Source organism: Bacillus sp. FJAT-49711 (assembly GCF_018343715.1).
Taxonomy (GTDB): Bacteria; Bacillota; Bacilli; order Bacillales; family Bacillaceae_C; genus Lederbergia.
Window position 1 is genome coordinate 106,090 of record NZ_JAGYPL010000006.1, and the last position, 18,769, is coordinate 124,858.

At 37.9% G+C, this 18,769-nt stretch carries 18 protein-coding genes; 16 read left to right on the plus strand and 2 right to left on the minus strand.

Annotated features, from left to right (window positions below; translation table 11 throughout):
* Positions 1-46 precede the first annotated feature (46 nt).
* Positions 47-586, plus strand: a complete 540-nt coding sequence (locus KHA96_RS21495; protein ID WP_213131394.1) for a superoxide dismutase family protein — start codon at positions 47-49, stop codon at positions 584-586.
* A gap of 132 nt (positions 587-718) precedes the next feature.
* Here the strand turns inward: KHA96_RS21495 and KHA96_RS21500 are convergent, their stop codons facing one another.
* Both KHA96_RS21500 and KHA96_RS21505 read right to left on the minus strand, forming a co-directional pair.
* Positions 719-1,882: a MalY/PatB family protein gene (locus KHA96_RS21500; protein WP_213131395.1), complete on the minus strand. Its 1,164-nt coding sequence runs from the start codon at positions 1,880-1,882 to the stop codon at positions 719-721.
* A gap of 75 nt (positions 1,883-1,957) precedes the next feature.
* The gene (locus tag KHA96_RS21505; protein WP_213131396.1) at positions 1,958-2,773 is read right to left on the minus strand and encodes an alpha/beta fold hydrolase; all 816 of its coding nucleotides are present in this window, start codon (positions 2,771-2,773) and stop codon (positions 1,958-1,960) included.
* A 208-nt stretch (positions 2,774-2,981) separates the two neighbouring features.
* On the opposite strand from KHA96_RS21505, the gene yugI reads away from it, so the two are divergent.
* The 15 genes from yugI (at position 2,982) to KHA96_RS21585 (ending at position 18,768) form a co-directional block, all read left to right on the plus strand.
* Positions 2,982-3,374, plus strand: a complete 393-nt coding sequence (yugI, locus tag KHA96_RS21510) for a S1 domain-containing post-transcriptional regulator GSP13 (RefSeq protein WP_213131397.1) — start codon at positions 2,982-2,984, stop codon at positions 3,372-3,374.
* Between the two features lie 446 nt (positions 3,375-3,820).
* On the plus strand, positions 3,821-5,365 hold the full coding sequence (pruA, locus tag KHA96_RS21515) for an L-glutamate gamma-semialdehyde dehydrogenase (RefSeq protein ID WP_213131398.1): 1,545 nt from the start codon (positions 3,821-3,823) through the stop codon (positions 5,363-5,365).
* A 40-nt stretch (positions 5,366-5,405) separates the two neighbouring features.
* Entirely contained in the window at positions 5,406-6,596 is a 1,191-nt protein-coding gene (locus KHA96_RS21520) for an ornithine--oxo-acid transaminase (protein WP_213131399.1), read from the plus strand.
* 42 nt (positions 6,597-6,638) lie between these two features.
* On the plus strand, positions 6,639-7,883 hold the full coding sequence (locus KHA96_RS21525) for a Glu/Leu/Phe/Val family dehydrogenase (protein WP_213131400.1): 1,245 nt from the start codon (positions 6,639-6,641) through the stop codon (positions 7,881-7,883).
* A gap of 624 nt (positions 7,884-8,507) precedes the next feature.
* Positions 8,508-9,854 carry a glucose-6-phosphate isomerase gene (locus tag KHA96_RS21530; RefSeq protein ID WP_213131401.1) on the plus strand — a complete coding sequence of 449 codons (1,347 nt, stop codon included), beginning with the start codon at positions 8,508-8,510 and terminating at the stop codon, positions 9,852-9,854.
* A 107-nt stretch (positions 9,855-9,961) separates the two neighbouring features.
* On the plus strand, positions 9,962-10,366 hold the full coding sequence (locus tag KHA96_RS21535) for a YugN-like family protein (RefSeq protein ID WP_213131402.1): 405 nt from the start codon (positions 9,962-9,964) through the stop codon (positions 10,364-10,366).
* A gap of 67 nt (positions 10,367-10,433) precedes the next feature.
* Complete coding sequence (locus KHA96_RS21540; protein WP_213131403.1) at positions 10,434-10,655, plus strand: hypothetical protein; 222 nt, start codon at positions 10,434-10,436, stop codon at positions 10,653-10,655.
* A gap of 118 nt (positions 10,656-10,773) precedes the next feature.
* Positions 10,774-11,499 carry a TerC family protein gene (locus KHA96_RS21545; RefSeq protein ID WP_213131404.1) on the plus strand — a complete coding sequence of 242 codons (726 nt, stop codon included), beginning with the start codon at positions 10,774-10,776 and terminating at the stop codon, positions 11,497-11,499.
* A 448-nt stretch (positions 11,500-11,947) separates the two neighbouring features.
* Entirely contained in the window at positions 11,948-12,952 is a 1,005-nt protein-coding gene (locus KHA96_RS23575; RefSeq protein ID WP_481748261.1) for an N-acetylmuramoyl-L-alanine amidase, read from the plus strand.
* A 338-nt stretch (positions 12,953-13,290) separates the two neighbouring features.
* The gene (locus KHA96_RS21560; protein ID WP_213131405.1) at positions 13,291-14,649 is read left to right on the plus strand and encodes an ABC transporter substrate-binding protein; all 1,359 of its coding nucleotides are present in this window, start codon (positions 13,291-13,293) and stop codon (positions 14,647-14,649) included.
* Between the two features lie 100 nt (positions 14,650-14,749).
* Positions 14,750-15,715, plus strand: a complete 966-nt coding sequence (locus KHA96_RS21565) for a carbohydrate ABC transporter permease (protein ID WP_249315852.1) — start codon at positions 14,750-14,752, stop codon at positions 15,713-15,715.
* Positions 15,712-16,587, plus strand: a complete 876-nt coding sequence (locus KHA96_RS21570) for a carbohydrate ABC transporter permease (RefSeq protein WP_213131406.1) — start codon at positions 15,712-15,714, stop codon at positions 16,585-16,587. The genes KHA96_RS21565 and KHA96_RS21570 overlap by 4 nt, the downstream gene beginning before the upstream one ends.
* 13 nt (positions 16,588-16,600) lie before the next feature.
* Positions 16,601-17,524, plus strand: a complete 924-nt coding sequence (locus KHA96_RS21575; RefSeq protein WP_213131407.1) for an ROK family protein — start codon at positions 16,601-16,603, stop codon at positions 17,522-17,524.
* Positions 17,514-18,116, plus strand: coding sequence for an SIS domain-containing protein (locus KHA96_RS21580; RefSeq protein WP_213131408.1), 603 nt, complete (start codon positions 17,514-17,516; stop codon positions 18,114-18,116). The genes KHA96_RS21575 and KHA96_RS21580 overlap by 11 nt, the downstream gene beginning before the upstream one ends.
* Complete coding sequence (locus KHA96_RS21585; RefSeq protein WP_213131409.1) at positions 18,109-18,768, plus strand: aspartate/glutamate racemase family protein; 660 nt, start codon at positions 18,109-18,111, stop codon at positions 18,766-18,768. The genes KHA96_RS21580 and KHA96_RS21585 overlap by 8 nt, the downstream gene beginning before the upstream one ends.
* Position 18,769 lies beyond the last annotated feature (1 nt).

The window sequence follows — 18,769 nt, forward strand, 5'->3', positions numbered from 1 at the left end:
TGCATGGCAATAATGACGAAAAGGGTATTTTAATGGAGGGTTGGCTATGAGAAAAATAATAATATTATCATTTTGCCTTTTTCTGTCTGCATGCACAAATCCACTTCCAAAAAAATTAGATGTAGATATTAAAAATTCAGATGGCGACTCTCTTGGAAAAATAACACTTGAAGAAAAAGCGGAGGGTGTTACATTTAAAGTTGATTTGAAGGGATTGCCTCCCGGTGAGCATGCGATACATATTCATGATAAAGGGCAATGTACCCCACCCGACTTTTTATCTGCTGGAGAGCATTTCAATCCAGATAAAAAAGAACATGGACTCTTAAATTCGAAAGGACCTCATGCAGGGGATTTGCCAAACATAACTGTGAAAGAGGACGGTAAAGTAAAAACGGATTTTTCTGCAAAAGGAGTCACATTTAATGAGGCAAAGAACTCTCTTTATACAACAGAAGGGACATCGATTGTCATAAATGAAGGAGCCGATGATGGCATGACTCAGCCAGCAGGTGATTCAGGAGAAAGAATTGCGTGCGGTGAAATTACAAAGGATCGAAAACCAGCAAAATCAACTGAAAAATAAAGAAAAAGTACTGTTCTATAAAGTGAGCAGTACTTTTACCATTTAAGAAATAAAGAAGCATAAAGTTTTTACGATCCTAATTTAAAGAAGTCTTTCCTTGTCTAGCTTCAGGCACCAGCAACTTGCGATTTACTAATTAAAAGCCTTTTTTAATCTTACAATACCTTCTTCGATAATTGAGCGAGGGCAAGCGGTGTTAATTCTAATAAAGCCTTCTCCACCTGGCCCATAAGAATTTCCAAAATTGACTGCTAATCCGCCTTTTTCAATTAATCTTTCACGTAATTCTTTTTCGCTCAATCCTGTTTTTCGGCAGTCGACCCAAACAAGATATGTACCTTCCGGCTCTATCACTTCTAGCTTGGGTAATTCTTTTTCAATTCCCATTTTAAGGATCTCTATATTCTCTTTTATGTAAGCTAAAGCATCATCCAGCCATTTTTCACCATGTTGATAGGCTGCTTCCATCGCTATAATGCCAAACGTATTTAATGTGTGGAAGCCTTCCTTCTTTTGAATGTCTGCTAATTTTTTCTTCATATCGGTATTTTGAACGACGATAAAGGATGCCTGCAACCCAGCGAGATTAAAGGTCTTGCTTGGCGCCATAAACGTTGCGATAAAGTCTGAATAGGAAGGATCCAAAGAACAAATGGGTATATGCTTGTGTGGAGGAGCAACAATATCTGCATGAATTTCATCAGACACAATGATGACTCCATATTCTCTGCAAAGCTCTGCCATTTTAACGAGTTCATCCTTCGACCAGACTCTTCCTGAAGGATTGTGTGGGCTGCACAACAAAAATAGTTTTACTCCGCTCTTTAATTTTTCCTCGAAATCGACAAAATCTATTTCATATCGACCATTCTTTAATACGAGTGGTGAATTGACAACCTCTCTCATATTACTTTCAATCATATTAAAAAAAGGTGTATAAACGGGAGATTGCAAGAGGACCTTATCGCCGAGCTCCGTAAATGCCTGAATTGCCGTACCGATGGACGGAACGACTCCGTGGCTATACATTAGCCAAGAAGGTTCAATATCCCAATGATGGCGTTTCTTAGTCCAATTAATAATGGCTGCTGCTGTGTTATCCCCTATAATCGTGTAGCCGAAAACACCATGTTCTACACGCTTTTTCATAGCTTCTAGTACTTCATGCGGCGGACGGAAATCCATATCGGCTACCCACATCGGAAGTAATTCATTTTTACCGAAAGCCGCTTTCATTCCATCCCATTTTACAGAAGATGTATTTTTCCGATCAATATTTACATCAAAATTATTCATTATGGGCTCCTTTCAAATCCAAAATTCTCTCTTTCATCATAAGGCTGAAAGGATGAAATTTACAAGTAACTATATTCATACAAAATGGATAATTTCCTTGTACACTTCATCAGGTTTTTCTTCAGGCAATAAGTGACCGGCATTTTTCAATACGACTAATATAGAATTCGGCAAATCTTTGACAAGACGATTTCCAATATGTAGCGGGACGATTTTATCATGTTCTCCCCAAATTAGTAAACATGGTGTTTGAATCGTTTGAAGAGCCTCTGGGGCGAGATCTCCTTCACGATGGCGAAGCATTTTTGCTAAAGCGCGGAAAATGTCATTATGATGAAAAGGCTCCTCGTATCCTTTAATCATTTTCTTATCGATAATAGATCGATCATAAACAACTATATTTAAATTTCCTTCCACACCTGATTTTTTAAGATAAAGCTTTACAAAGTGTCCGATAAATGGAATATAAGTTAAAAATTTAAGATGTTTTTTGGCTTGTGGCACATATCCGGAACAGCATATTAGAACGGCCTTTTTTATAAAATTTGGTCTCAGTAATGTCATATTTAAAACGATTTGGCCACCCATTGAATGTCCAGCCGCAATTATATTTTCGTAGCCGAGTTTTTCAAGGAGTTCCAGAATAGTATGAGCAATATTCGCATATGTATAACGAAATTTCCGCGACTTACCGCTTTTCCCAAATGGAGGAAAATCAATAGAAATAATATTCATATCAAGTTCTAAAAGAGGAATTAATTTGCGAAAACTAAAAGTGGATGACAAAAATCCATGTATCAAAACGATCGTATCCGTTGCGAGCGGGTTTTTAAATTCCTCGTAATAAATGTCTATATCATTGATTTTTTTAGAAGATTGTACGTCGGCCATCGCTCCACCTCCAATAAATATAATAGCGCTCTCGGTATTCAGATAGGTCTATTATATAATACCCGATTATAAAGGTTTGAAAGACTGAACGCGGGGAAAATTTTCTATAAAGGAAAAACAGTGGATTTTTGATTCTCTTCTATCTCTATGTTATAATTTACAATTGCGTAAATTAGGAGAAAATCTAATATAAACTAGGAGTGTTTTCATGAGTACAAAATATGAAGCGGGAGCGATACTGTCAGGCAAAGTGACAGGAATCCAACCATATGGTGCCTTTATCGCATTAGATGACCAAACTCAAGGACTTGTTCACATTTCAGAAATAAAACATGGCTTTGTAAAAGATATCAACGAAGTTTTAACAGTTGGTGATGAAGTTAAAGTTAAGGTTTTAAATGTTGATGAAGAAAAAGGGAAAATAAGCCTTTCAATCCGCGCTACTGAAGAAGCACCAAAGCAACCAGAAGCTCGAACTCCACGTCGTCAAGGTTCGATTAAAGTAGAATCAACTCAAACGAGCAGCGAAGGTTTTAACACTTTAAAAGATAAACTACAAGAATGGATCGAACAGTCACGCGATGAACTAATTAAAAAATAATTTTTTTCGGGATGTCCTCATAAGGGCATCCTTTTTATTAATTGAAACTATATGTGGATACTTTTTAGAGGGTAGTTTCCGTCTAGTGCATAACAAACTTTCGGTTTCTGAATATGATGCATCGGCTCCTTTTTTGTCCAGTTCCTCAAGGTCATAAAAAGGTGTTACTAAAGGTTTAAATGCGATTTTTTACCTCAGTACATTTGCTTGTTTAAGGTACAGGTTGTGGGGCAGGAAGGTGTTGCGACGTGCATGGTTGTTATTATGCAGGCGAAGCGACAGGACATTGTAGTCTTAGCCTTCCTTCCATCTGGCCGCCTTCTACTTTTTTTCGTGTTTCACCGTGTTTCCTTGTTCCTGTCATACACTTACGCTTTTGTTCTTAACATACTGAAAATATGTTACTATTTATGTGAAGAAAATAATTGCCATGAGGGGGAAACAGTGTGATTCTTTATCGTCATGAACCATTTACGGACTTTTCTAGAGAAGAAAATCGGCTGGCTTTTGAAAAAGGATTGCAATTAGTGAAAAGTTATCTCGGGCGGGAATATCCATTAATTATTGATGGAGAGCGCATCTTAACCGAGGACAAAATTGTTTCTATTAACCCGGCAAATAAAGATGAAATCATTGGTTACGTTTCAAAGGCGAATAAGGAGCTTGCGGAAATGGCAATGAACAGTTCACTTAAGGCTTTTGAAACGTGGAAAAAAACAAACCCAGAAACGAGAGCAGATGTTTTACTTAAAGCAGCTGCCATTGTTAGGCGGAGAAAACATGAATTTTCTGCACTATTAGTAAAAGAAGCAGGCAAACCATGGAATGAAGCAGATGCTGACACGGCTGAAGCGATTGATTTTATGGAGTACTATGGACGTCAAATGCTCGAAATAAAAGATGGAAAGAGAGTGAAAAGCCGGTTCGGTGAATTTAATCGATATGATTATATACCACTCGGTGTAAGCGTTGTTATTTCTCCTTGGAATTTTGCACTCGCGATTATGGCCGGAACTACAGTTGCCGCGATGGTCACAGGGAATACAGTTCTTTTAAAGCCGGCCTCCACAACTCCCATAATTGCTGCGAAGTTTGTTGAGGTCCTTGAAGAAGCGGGGATGCCAAAAGGAGTAGTCAACTATATACCAGGAAGTGGAGCGGAGGTCGGAGATTATTTAGTCGATCATCCAAAGACACGTTTTATTAGTTTTACTGGATCACGTGAAGTCGGGACGAGAATTTATGAACGCGCATCAAAAGTGAATGCTGGCCAAATTTGGCTAAAGCGCGTGATAGCTGAGATGGGCGGAAAAGATACGATTGTTGTAGATAAAGAGGCAGATCTTGAATTGGCTGCAGAGTCTATTGTAAGATCTGCATTCGGATTTTCTGGCCAAAAATGCTCAGCGTGTTCTCGAGCGGTAATTGTAGAAGATGTATACGATCAAGTGCTTGACCGCGCTGTTGAATTAACGAGAAACTTAACAATCGGGGATACAACGAATCAAAATCATTTTATGGGACCCGTAAATGATCAAAATGCGTACAATAAAATTATGAAATATATTGAGATTGGTAAACAGGAAGGCAAGCTAATGGTTGGAGGAAAAGGGGACGACTCAAAAGGCTATTTTATTAAGCCAACCATATTTGCTGATCTTGATCCAGAAGCAAGAATTATGAAAGAAGAAATTTTTGGACCCGTTGTGGCATTTGCGAAAGCGAAGGATTTTAAAGAAGCTATTGAAATTGCAAATAACACAGAATATGGTTTAACAGGTGCTGTCATCACGAAAAACAGAGAACATCTTGAATTTGCTCGAGAAGAATTCCATGTGGGAAATCTTTATTTTAATCGTGGATGTACTGGTGCAATCGTCGGCTACCAGCCTTTTGGCGGTTTCAATATGAGTGGAACCGATTCAAAAGCAGGTGGCCCAGACTATTTACTACTTCATATGCAGGCAAAAACAACGTCCGAAATGTTGTAATTTTCTCACTTGGTCTACCGATCAAAAGGAGGTTAGGGATTTGGGTACGGAGGAAATCATTGCGCAAACCGAAAAATTCGGAGCAAGAAACTATAATCCTCTGCCTGTTGTTATTTCCGAAGCAGAAGGGGTATGGGTAAAAGACCCAGAAGGAAATAAATATATGGATATGTTAAGTGCATATTCAGCAGTTAACCAAGGACATCGTCATCCGAACATTATTCAAGCATTGAAAGATCAGGCCGACCGAGTTACTTTAACTTCAAGAGCTTTCCACAATGATATGCTTGGACCCTGGTACGAGAAAGTAAGTCTTATAACGAATAAAAATATGGTACTCCCTATGAATACGGGTGCTGAAGCTGTAGAAACAGCTATAAAAGCGGCAAGACGCTGGGCATATAAAGAAAAGAAGATTAAAGAAAATCAGGCTGAAATCATCGCGTGCGAAGGGAATTTTCATGGTCGAACGTTGGCGGCTATATCCCTATCATCTGAAGATGAATATAAATATCAATTTGGCCCAATGCTACCCGGTATAAAGCTCATTCCATACGGCGATATAAAGGCTTTAAAAAGAGCGATTAATGAAAATACAGCTGCATTTTTGATAGAACCTATTCAAGGAGAAGCTGGAATTATCATTCCACCTGATGGATTTTTGCAAGAAGCTTATAAGATTTGTAGAGAAAAGAATGTTTTATTCATAGCAGATGAAATACAATCGGGGTTAGGTCGATCAGGAAAAATGTTTGCCTGCGATTGGGAAGCTGTTGTACCAGATATGTATATTTTAGGCAAAGCACTCGGAGGCGGGGTTTTTCCAATTTCTTGTGTAGCGGCAAACACTGAAATTCTTGGCGTATTTAATCCAGGCTCCCATGGCTCTACCTTTGGTGGCAATCCCATCGCATGTGCAGTGTCCATTGCCGCACTAGATATCATAATTAATGAAAAACTTTGTGAGCAATCACTTGAACTTGGACTATATTTTATGTCAAAATTAAATGAAATTGACAATCCGTCGATAAAAGAAATAAGAGGAAAAGGATTATTTATCGGTGTTGAGTTATATAAAAATGCGCGGGCCTACTGCGTATCTTTAATGTCAGAAGGGCTTCTTTGCAAAGAAACGCACGAAAGTGTTATCCGCTTCGCGCCTCCACTAACGATAACAAAAGAAGAATTGGATTGGGCGATAGAACGGATTAAAAAAATACTGTCTAAATGATATAATGAACTTGATTACACAATAAAGAGGCGAATAAAAACAATGGCTGAAAATCTTAACCTATTTACATCAACACAAGAGGTAATCAAAGATGGCCTCCATAAGCTTGGTTTCGGCGAGGAAATGTATGAACTTTTAAAAGAACCGATGAGAATGTTAACAGTACGAATCCCAGTTCGGATGGATGATGGATCTGTCAATGTATATACAGGTTTCCGTGCACAGCATAATGATTCAGTTGGTCCTACAAAAGGTGGCGTCCGCTTTCATCCAGATGTTACGGAAGAAGAAGTAAAGGCAATGTCTATGTGGATGAGTATAAAATGTGGAATTGTCAACCTTCCTTACGGTGGAGGTAAAGGTGGAATCATTTGCGACCCCCGCACGATGTCAATGGGTGAAATAGAACGTCTTAGTCGTGGTTATGTACGTGCAATCAGCCAAATTGTTGGTCCAACAAAAGATATTCCTGCTCCTGATGTGTACACAAACTCACAAATTATGGCATGGATGATGGATGAGTATAGTAGACTACGTGAAAATGATTCTCCAGGATTTATTACAGGAAAACCGATTGTGCTTGGTGGTTCCCAAGGAAGGGAAAAGGCTACCGCTCAAGGTGTGACGATTTGTATTGAAGAAGCTGCCAAAAAACGCGGCATTGATTTAAAAGATGCAAGAATTGTTATTCAAGGATTCGGAAATGCTGGTAGTTTTCTTTCAAAATTTTTAAATGATGCCGGAGCAAAAATTGTAGGCATATCTGATGCATATGGGGCTCTTCACGACCCCGATGGTCTTGATATTGACTACTTACTTGACCGTCGCGATAGCTTTGGTACGGTAACGACTTTATTCGATAATACGATTACTAATAAAGAACTATTTGAATTAGATTGCGATATAATTGTTCCTGCTGCAGTTGCAAATCAAATTACCGCTGATAATGCACCTAATATTAAAGCATCCATCGTCGTTGAAGCTGCAAATGGACCGACGACTGAGGAAGCAACAAGGATATTAAGTGAAAGGGGCGTTTTACTCGTTCCTGATGTACTGGCGAGTGCCGGAGGTGTAACTGTTTCTTATTTCGAATGGGTCCAAAACAATCAAGGCTATTATTGGACAGAAGAAGAAGTAAACGAAAAACTTCGCACTAAGCTTATTGAGGCATTCGAAAATGTGTACAATACCGCGGAAAGCCGCAGGGTCAATATGCGACTTGCGGCATATATGGTAGGAATGCGAAACATTGCAGAGGCTTCCAGATTTAGAGGATGGGTGTAAATTTAATAATACCTAATACCACAGTGAGTTGTTGCTGTGGTATTTTTATTGGGGGATGTTATCGTTCGAGTTGAATAAAAGGATTTGTCTATAGTGGATAAATTTGTAAAAATATTAAGGAGACAGAGTTGTGGCTGAATGTTCCTAATATCTGGATTTGGATAAAGTAATTACCGATGAAACAACTCTAAATTTCGATTTGGACGAGAAATAAATCTTCATTCGATGGGGAAGATCAACAATTCGAATATTGATGCCCTTCCTAGGTTGGATTTCGGTGAAGAAGGTAAGCAATCCAGCAATTGATGCCTGCCCGCGTTGGTTTTGATGAAGAAGAGGTAACCAATCCAGCATATAATAGCTTGCTGACACTAGATAAAGGCTTTCATGCCATCCCTTAATGTAAATTAAAATAAATATAGTGTTGCTTATCCGTCCTTTAATTAGGGATGAATCTTTTTCACAATATTAAAGATTAGACTTTTAATTCACAATGAAAATACTCGAAGTTTCGAATCGGACGTTTTCCACGAAGATGACAACAATTATTTAACTTTCTTGAAAAACTTCGCTTGTTCGGCTAGAGTATTACCATATAGATTTTGAACATAAGGAGGAAAAGTAATGGGACATATTAAATTTGATTACTCAAAAGCACTTACTTTTTTCGGTGAACATGAAATTACATATTTGCAGGCAGCGGTAGAAACAGCTCATAAGCAATTACATGAAAAAACCGGAGCTGGCAATGATTATACAGGTTGGGTGGAGCTTCCGCATGAGTATGATCGGGAAGAGTTCGACCGCATAAAAAAAGCTGCGGATAAAATCAAAGAAGATAGCGATATCTTACTTGTTATTGGAATTGGTGGTTCCTATCTAGGCGCTCGTGCAGCGATTGAAATGCTCAATCATAGTTTTTACAATGCTCTTCCAGGAGAGAAACGTAAAACTCCACAAGTCTTCTTTGTAGGTAATAATATTAGTTCGACATATATGAAGGATTTAATGGATGTGCTTGATGGAAAAAATTTCTCCATCAATGTGATATCTAAATCTGGAACAACAACAGAGCCAGCGCTTGCTTTTCGGATTTTCCGTAAACTTCTGGAAGAAAAGTATGGAAGTGAAGAAGCGAAAAAACGAATTTATGCTACAACAGATCAAGCAAAAGGTGCGCTAAAAACACTAGCTGCTGAAGAAGGATATGAATCCTTTGTGATCCCTGATGATGTCGGAGGACGCTATTCTGTTTTGACTGCGGTTGGATTGCTTCCGATTGCGGTGAGCGGTGTTGAAATAGAAGAAATGATGAAAGGCGCTGCAGATGCCAGCGATGAATTTAGCAGTCCCGAGCTTGAGAAAAATACTTCTTACCAATACGCTGCGATTCGCAACGTTTTATATAACAAGGGAAAAACGATTGAAATGCTTATTAACTATGAACCAGGATTACAATATTTTTCAGAGTGGTGGAAGCAATTATTTGGAGAAAGTGAAGGAAAAGACCAAAAAGGAATATTCCCAGCGTCAGCGAATTTTTCCACAGATCTCCATTCGCTTGGACAATACGTTCAAGAAGGACGACGTGATTTGTTCGAAACGGTTATTAAAGTTAAAAATTCACGCCACGAACTTTTCATTGAAAGTGAAGAAGGCGATTTGGACGGTTTAAATTATTTAGAAGGCAAAACAGTTGATTTCGTAAATGATAAAGCGTTCGAAGGAACACTGTTAGCACATACTGATGGCGGCGTACCGAATTTAGTTGTGGAAATTCCTGAGATGGATGCTTACACTTTTGGCTATCTAGTCTATTTCTTCGAAAAAGCATGTGCAATTAGCGGCTATTTACTCGGTGTTAATCCATTTGACCAACCAGGGGTAGAAGCATACAAAGTTAATATGTTCGCTCTTCTTGGAAAACCAGGTTTTGAAGACAAAAAAGCTGAATTGGAAAAAAGATTATAAGAACGTTGCTTGGGCACCTACATTAATGTAGGTGCTCTTTTATTTTATTTAGAATAAGTCCTTATTTTCAAAGGAATAATAGTTTAAAAAAGAGGGGCGATTTTAAAGTGATTGAAATTAACTCAAAAATTGAAGGCGGGCAATACAATTTACATAAGCTTGAACAACTTATGAAACCGAAGGGATATGTCATAGGTGGCAACTGGGATTATGATAGAGGATTTTTTGATTATAAAATGGCAGATGATGATGGATATCAATTTTTACGCATTCCATTTACTGCTGTGGAGGGCCAGCTTGATACGCCTGGTGTCTCTGTTCAATTAGGAACTCCATTTGTTTTATCGCATGTATATCAAAAGGGGTTGGATGACCAAGCTGATAGTAGCAATATGTCCGCTGCTTTTAACCAATTTTCCGAACCCGAAGATCCAGATGGAAGCCTTGATGAAAAATATATTCGTATGGGAAAAGATTTAATAAAGGAACTAGAATCAATATTGTCATTTTGATAACAGCATTTACCATTGAGTTTTACGAACGTATGTTCTATAATATTTTCAAAAGGAGGGTCTTAAGATGAGAAAACTGCTGACAGAATCATTGACATCTGGAGTTAGGTTAGAAATGATATATTTATCCGATAAGAAAATTGTAACTCAAAGGAAAATCAAGGTTTTGGCAATTGATGACGCATCATTTAAGGCCTTCTGTTATTTACGGGGAGGCCAAAGGTTCTTTAAAATTGATAATATCCTTTCCATTGCAGTAGAAAAAAATAGGTATATTCGGGGGGCGTGAACGAAGCAGATGTATTTGCTGTTTTCATTTACTTTCCAATTATAGCTAGTCTGTAGTAGCGTTTTTGAAAGTATGCTATAATTACATAGTTAAGTTCCTGAGAAAGAAGGAAACAAAAATGGAAATAGCAACTACTATAATGGGAATAACTATAACTACTGCTGCAATCGTTGCGCTTTTAAAAATAATAGCTATTGATATAGTACTATCAGGTGATAATGCTATTGTGATCGCCATGGCTACGAGGAGCTTGCCAAAGGATTTACAAAACAAAGCGATTCTGTGGGGGACAGCCGGAGCTGTAACACTAAGAATACTATTTGCTATCATTATCGTTTGGTTACTGCAGATACCTTTTGTAAATATTATTGGAGGACTGTTGTTATTATGGATTGCCTACACTGTTCTTGTAGGTGGAAAAGATGAGGCGAATATTTCATCACATACTGGATTTATGAAGGCAATAGGGACGATTATAATGGCGGATGCTGTTATGAGCTTGGATAATGTTATAGCGGTAGCTGGTGCGGCTAACGGCCACATACTGATGATAGCTGTAGGAGTGGCGATCAGTATTCCAATCATGATTTTTGGCTCGAAGTTTATTGTTAAAGCAATGGACAAGTATCATTGGATTGCTTATGTGGGTTCAGGTATATTAGCGTGGACAGCAGGCGAAATGCTTTTGAAGGACAAGCATGTTGACCAGCTTTTAGGCATTACCGAAGGGTTTATGACCTATTTAATCATAGTGCTCCTTACAGTACTAATATTATTTTTGGGATACTCTACAAATAAAAGAGCTGCTTATAAAAGAAGAGAGAGACAACAATATAGTCAATAATAGAGTAAACAACCAATTATCATTCTTAGATAATCGGTTGTTTTTTTTATTGTCCAGCTCCTCGAGGTCAAACGTTCAGCCAATAAAAATCAAAGAGCGACTTTTTTTGCCGAAGAACATTTGCTTGTCAGGGTTGAGCAGGCGCCTTCCACTTTTCATAGCGCATCATTTTTCCTTTATCGCAGTCGAAGAAGGCCAAAGATGGAATGTCGACTAAAACACTCTCGTCCCATGGCCGATGTCGACGTTCCCACATCCTGTAACCAGTACATCTATGATAAAGACCTTGCGATTTTCTTAATGTGACCGTAACTGTAAGCAAGGTTTACTCATATCATAATAAGTAGAAGGGGATAATGGATCGGTGTTGATAGAGATTGTCCAATAGTAAAAAAACATGAGGTGATTGCGTTCAATTACAATAATTGCGTTAAGGAGAAGATGCAATATGGTGAAAATATTTATTGATCCGGGTCATGGAGGAACGGATACAGGAGCCACTGGTAACGGATTACGTGAGAAAGACTTAACATTAAGTATTTCAAGGAGAATTGAAACAATTTTATTATCTGAATATGACGGTGTACAAGTAAAGATCAGTCGTAAAGGTGATCAAACTGTATCATTAAGTGAACGGACAAACGCAGCGAATGCTTGGAAAGCTGACTTTTTACTGTCGATTCATATTAACGCTAGTGGTGGAACTGGTTTTGAGAGCTATATTTATATCGGGAATTATCCTAGTCGAGCTGCAACAAACCAGAAACGTAATGTTATTCATGATGAAGTAGTAAAAGCTACTGGATTTATTGACCGTGGAAAAAAAGAAGCTGATTTTCATATGGTACGGGAATCGAGTATGCAAGGTGTATTGACTGAAAATGGTTTTATTGACAATGCCCACGATGCAATCCTGCTAAGTCAGCCATCCTTTTTGGACAAGATTGCAAGAGGACATACAAATGGTTTGGCGAAGGCGTTAACTTTAAAAAAGAAACAATCTAAACAAAGTGCGCCTGAAGCTTCCCTTAGTGGAAAAACAAAAGATGATGATGAAATGTACAAAGTGAATAAAACTTTAGACGGCTTTTTGACAGCTGCTGACGCAAAGGCGGGAAAAAATAAGAAATCTAAAGTGAAAAAAGGGGCATATTACGTATTCAACCGCTCACAAGGAATGATTAATGTTACGAAAGAAAAAGGGATGCCGGGCAGTTGGATTAATCCTCAAAATAATACAAGCGCTAAAACACCGAGCACTTTCTTAATTAGAGTGAAAGCAACTGAATTGTGGTATTATAACAACTCCGACTGGAACGCTCGAGAAGGGACAGCTAAGAAAGGAGATGTTTTTACAGTTGTCGACACTTTAACAGTAAATGGTTCTAAAATGTATGAATTAAAGAGTGGTGCGTATATTACGGCGAATCCCAAGTATGTGGAGATTGTGTAGGATCCATAAGCTGTAAAACCTAATAATAGAGGTTTTATAGCTTTTTTTTGTTATAAAAAGAAAAGACAACAAAATGACTTATAAAAACTTATGAAAGCACACAAAAAGAGTTATATACTAACTTTGTTTGTTTCTCTTATTAAGACAAACAAAAATAATAAATAAAAGATTTAAATATTATTGACATTGAAAGCGTAATCATATAATAATATATAAAAGCAACCAAAAACACTAAAATGCACATAAAAACATTAAAATACCTCTCAATACCAATGAAAGTAGATTGGTATTAATAGAACCTGTGGTGTTGCTTAAAAAATTTACAAGGGGGAAGAGATTTGCAAGATTTAAAGAAGTCATACAAGCTGTTATTTGTTCTTTTAGTTGCCCTAAGTCTTTTTTTAGCAGCGTGCGCTGGCCAGCCGGAATCTAAACCAACCGGAAAATCTGAGGGGAGTGGTGGAGAAACCGCATCGCCTTCAAAAGATAAGGTAGTACTAGATTTTTGGACATTTTGGGGATCGGAAACTCGTCGGCCTATTATCGAAAAAATCATTGATGATTTTAACTCATCACAAGATGAAATAGAAGTAAAACATACTTATTTGCCATGGGGCGATATTTGGACGAAGGCACTTGCTGCTGGTGCAGCCGGAGATCCACCAGATGTGATCATTAATGATATCAACACAGTTGCACAACGTGCCGAAAAGAAACAAAATACAAATCTAGCAGAATATATCAATAGTGAACCAGGGTTCGCAGATCAATTTTATCCTCATTTATGGAGTCCAATGTTATACGAAGGCGATGCATATGCCCTGCCTTTTAATACTGATACTTATATGCTTTTTTACAATAAAGAAATATTTAAGGAAGTGGGTTTAGATCCTGAACAACCACCTAAGACATGGGCAGAGCTTGAAGAGTTTGCTAGAAAAATAGACAAGAAAAATGGTGATCGATACGAGAGAATTGGCTTTTTACCTCGGCATGGAGCAGGTCATAATATTTGGATGCTGAACGCAGATGGAAAATCTTATTGGGACTATGATGCGAATAAACCAATTATCAATCAACCAACGGATGTAGAAACACTTGAATGGTTAATTAAATATGAGAGCCACTACGGACAAAAAGTGATTAATGCTTTTACAGCTGAATTCGGTTCTGAAACAGCAAATCCTTTTATTGCAGGAAAAATTGGAATGTATATACAACCAGGAACTTTCTATACACAAATTCGTGATTATGGTGACGGTATGGAATTTGGTGTTGCTGAATTGCCTGCGAGAGAGGAAGATTCTGGACATACAACATGGGGCGGAGGGTTTGTTGCTGAGATTCCTTATGGAGCAAAAAATCCTGAAGCATCGTGGGAATTCCTGAAATATTTAGCAGGTCCGCAAGCACAAGAGCATTGGGCAGTTAAAAACTTCGATAATGTAGCCAATATTCAAGCTGCTGAAGCTGCTTCTCAAAGCTCCGAATTGACTGATGATGGTCGTGCTACTTATGAAGCGACTGTCGAGAATTTAAAAAATACAATTTTAACACCAAACCCGATAGAAGCGCCGGATTATACAACTTTAATAGATCCTGAAGTTGAAAAGGCTTTATTAGGCGACCAAACACCACAGGAAGCTTTGGACAAAGCCCAAAAAGCGGTTGAGAAGTTAATTGAGAGCACGAAGTAAATATTGTTTTTAATCAAGGAGTGCTAACCCCACTCAAGGGGTGTCCAAAAAATTTGTTTTCAGGGCACCCCCTTAAATATTTAATATAGGAAGAAAGGGGATGCACAGAATGCGTACCTTGCCAACTACAGATATAGAGATTTCTTCCAAAAAAAGAAAAAAACCAATGTCGTTGGAAAAGAGAGAAACAATACAAGGGTATATATTTATCGCACCTTGGATTATTGGATTTTTATTTTTAACTGGAGGACCTATATTATTTTCCCTGTATGGAAGTTTTACTAATTATGACGTTACATCAAGAATGGATTTTATTGGACTGAAAAACTATATTCGTATGTTTACAAATGACGACTTGTTTTGGACTTCTTTATACAACACTCTTTATTATGTTGTAATATCAGTACCTTTAACTACAGCTGGTGCTGTTTTGCTGGGAGTTTTACTCAATCAAAATGTTCCAGGAATGAGAGTATTCAGAACGATTTATTATTTACCTGCGGTTCTTTCAGGTGTCGGGGTTTATTTACTATGGATGCAGCTATTAAGCCCAGATACGGGTCTAGTTAATACGATGTTAAGTTGGGTTGGGATTGATGGTCCAGCTTGGCTCTCAGATCCAACTTGGACAAAACCAGCTCTCATTTTCATGAAGCTATGGAGCTTGGGTGGTGGAATGCTTTTATATTTGGCTAGTTTACAAGGCGTGCCAAAATCATTATATGAAGCGGCAGAAATGGATGGGGCGAATGTTTTCCATCGTTTTCGTCATATTACAATTCCAATGATTACTCCAGTCATCTTTTTTGATTTAGTTACAAGTTTAATAGGAGGATTCCAAATTTTCCAAGAGGCGTATGTTATGACGGATAGCGGAAGCGGAGGTCCGGCGAATTCATTAGTTTTCTTTAATCTTCATATGTGGAATAAGGCCTTTAGGGTTTTTGATATGGGATATGCCATGGGCATGTCATGGGTATTGTTTGTTATTGTTTTTATTCTAACGCTTATTAATATTAAGCTTGCTCCAAAATGGGTTCATTATGAAGGAGAGGATAATCGATGAGCACTATAGCGCATAAAAAAGGTACTTATTTTGAAAGTACTAAAAATAGAAAACTCATATTAAAAGTTATCTTCACTAGTATTCTCATTTTGGGAAGCTTATTAATATTATCTCCGGTTTGGTGGATGATTTCGACTTCGTTAAAGGATATGAAAGAGGTTATGGTTTATCCTCCAACGCTTTTTCCAAAAGAATTTCATTGGGAAAACTATAAAAAAGTATTAAATGCAGCACCTTTTATCGGATATGGTGCTAATACGTTGATCATTACTTCTATAAGTGTAATAGGGAGTGTTTTATCTAATACATTTATTGCATATGGTTTTTCAAAAATAAGATTTAAAGGTAGAAATGTTTTGTTTGCAATCGTGCTTGCAACAATGATGATACCAGGATTTGTCATGCTCATTCCTCAATATATTATTTTTTCGAAATTAGGGTGGCTAAATACATGGTTGCCTTTAACGGTACCTTCATTTTTTGGCAGCGCCTTTTTCATCTTTTTAATAAGGCAATTTTTCTTAACGATTCCAAATGAGTTAATTGAAGCTGCAAAAATTGATGGGGCTAATCACTTTTATATTTGGTCAAGATTAATGATTCCTTTAACCAAACCAGTCATCGCAACAGTAGCAATATTCTCTTTTAATGGAGCGTGGAATGATTTCCTTGGACCTTTACTATACATAAATGACCCGGCATTTTATACATTGCAACTAGGCCTGCAAGTATTTAAGGGGCATACGAATACGCAATGGAATTTATTAATGGGCGGTTCATTATTAGTGCTTCTGCCAGTCATCATTCTCTTCTTCTTATTCCAACGATACTTCATTGAAGGGATGAACATTACGGCTGGAACGAAAGGGTAAGGAGTGGAATGCTTTGTCAAAAGTAGTCGCGGGAATAGATATAGGCGGGACAAAGACTCTAATTGGTCTTGTTGATCGAGAGGGACACATACTGGCAAGTCAACAATTTCCAACCAACATTCATGATGATCCTACAATTCATATTGGAAAATGTATCGAAAGCGTACGAAGTTGTATGAAAAAGATAAGTATTGATGATCAATCACTTCTTGGAATTGGTGTAAATGTACCCGGACTAGCCGATCCGAAAAATGGCATTTTAATCCATGCACCTTATGCTGGTTGGAAAAACGTACCTGTTAAACAGTATTTACAAGAAGAATGGCGAACAATACCGATTCGAATTGCAAATGATGTAAATTCCTGCGCGCTAGGTGAACTTATCTTTGGAAGAGGAAGGGATTTCCAAAGTTTCCTTTGGGTAACGATTAGCACTGGAATTGGCGGCGGGATTATTATCGATCGCAACATTCTTGAAGGGGAGCATTTTATTGCCGGTGAGATTGGGCATTTAGTTGTTGAATGGGATAATGGCAATCTTTGCGGCTGCGGCAACCGAGGGTGCTTGGAGGCACATGCATCGGGTACAGCAATTGCAAAAATGGCCGAAAAAGAGAATCTATTACAAGCTACAGCTAAAAATGTGGCGGAATTAGCTTATACTGGAAATGAAACTGCTCTACATATTTATAGAAAAGCTGGCGAGTATATTGGACGGGCATTTTCATATGCAGCGAATGTCTTAAATCCTGGTGCAATTATTATAGGTGGTGGAGTAAGTTTATCATTTGACTTGCTTGAACCGCATATACGTAAAACTTTTCAATCTGCAGTAATAGATGATACAAATAAAAACATTCCAATTTTAAGGACAGCACTAGGTTATGAAGCAGCCTTAATAGGGGCCGCAAGTTTAATATATGCAAATGAAAGATAAGGGGCTGAACATATTGTTTCGAGCTTACTATAGTGAATATCAATCTGAATGGTTAAAGGTGATGTATCAGCTAGATATACATATCATTGAGGAAATTTATGAATCGATCAAAAAATCTACTGAAAACAATCAACAAATTTTTGTATTAGGCAATGGTGGAAGTGCCGCTTCAGCCTCTCACTGGGCTTGTGATTTTGGAAAGGGCATTAATGTTGATGGGGTTAAAAGACTTCGAATTTTTAGTTTAACGGACCAAGTACCTCTAATCACTGCCTACGGAAATGATATGAGTTATGCAGATATTTTTGTAGAACAATTGAAAAATATTTTAAACCGAGGAGATATCGTCATTGGTCTTTCCGTTTCCGGAGACTCTGAAAATGTAATTCGAGCATTTCAATATGCAAAGGATACAGGCGCACAAGTCATTTCGCTTGTTGGAGAAAAAGAAGGAAGAATGAAAAATCTTTCGGATATATCTCTTGTGATTCCATCAAGTGATTATGGAATAGTGGAGGATGTTCATATGTATGTAAACCATGTAATCTCACAATATATGAGAAAAGAAAACGAGAGGTTGAAACATGAGTAAGACATTAGCCATTATTCATACAACTCCTGTCACGGTAGGACCATTAAAGCAGTTAGCGAATGAAGTTTTATCTGAAATCTCCATCATGAACTTTATGGACGACTCTATTTTGCCGCAATTAGCACAAAATGGCGGCAATTTGAATGATGTTAAAGAAAGATGGATTCAATATGCACAAATTGCTGAGCAAATGGGTGCGGATATTATTTTAAATGCATGCTCATCAGTTGGTGAATTAGTTGATATAGCTGGGAAAGTAGTAAAAGTCCCTATTGTTCGCATTGATAAAGCAATGGCAGAGGAAGCTATTAAGCGCGGCACTAAAATAGGAGTAATTGCAACCTTATCCACAACGATGAATCCTACTCTTAACCTATTAAAAGCTACTGCAAAAAAGCGAGAAAAAAAGGTAGATTTCCTGCCTGATCTTGTTGAAGAGGCATACAAGCTTTTAATAAGCGGAGATCAAAAAGGCCATGATGATCTATTAGTCGAGCACATGTCCAACCTCTCGGAACGGTCCGATATCGTAGTCCTAGCGCAAGCATCGATGGCGAGAGCGGTTCCATTGCTAGCAAAAAAGCAACAAAGGAAGTTCCTAACAAGCCCCAAGTTTGGCATAATGAGTGTTAAACAAATATTGGAGGAATAAC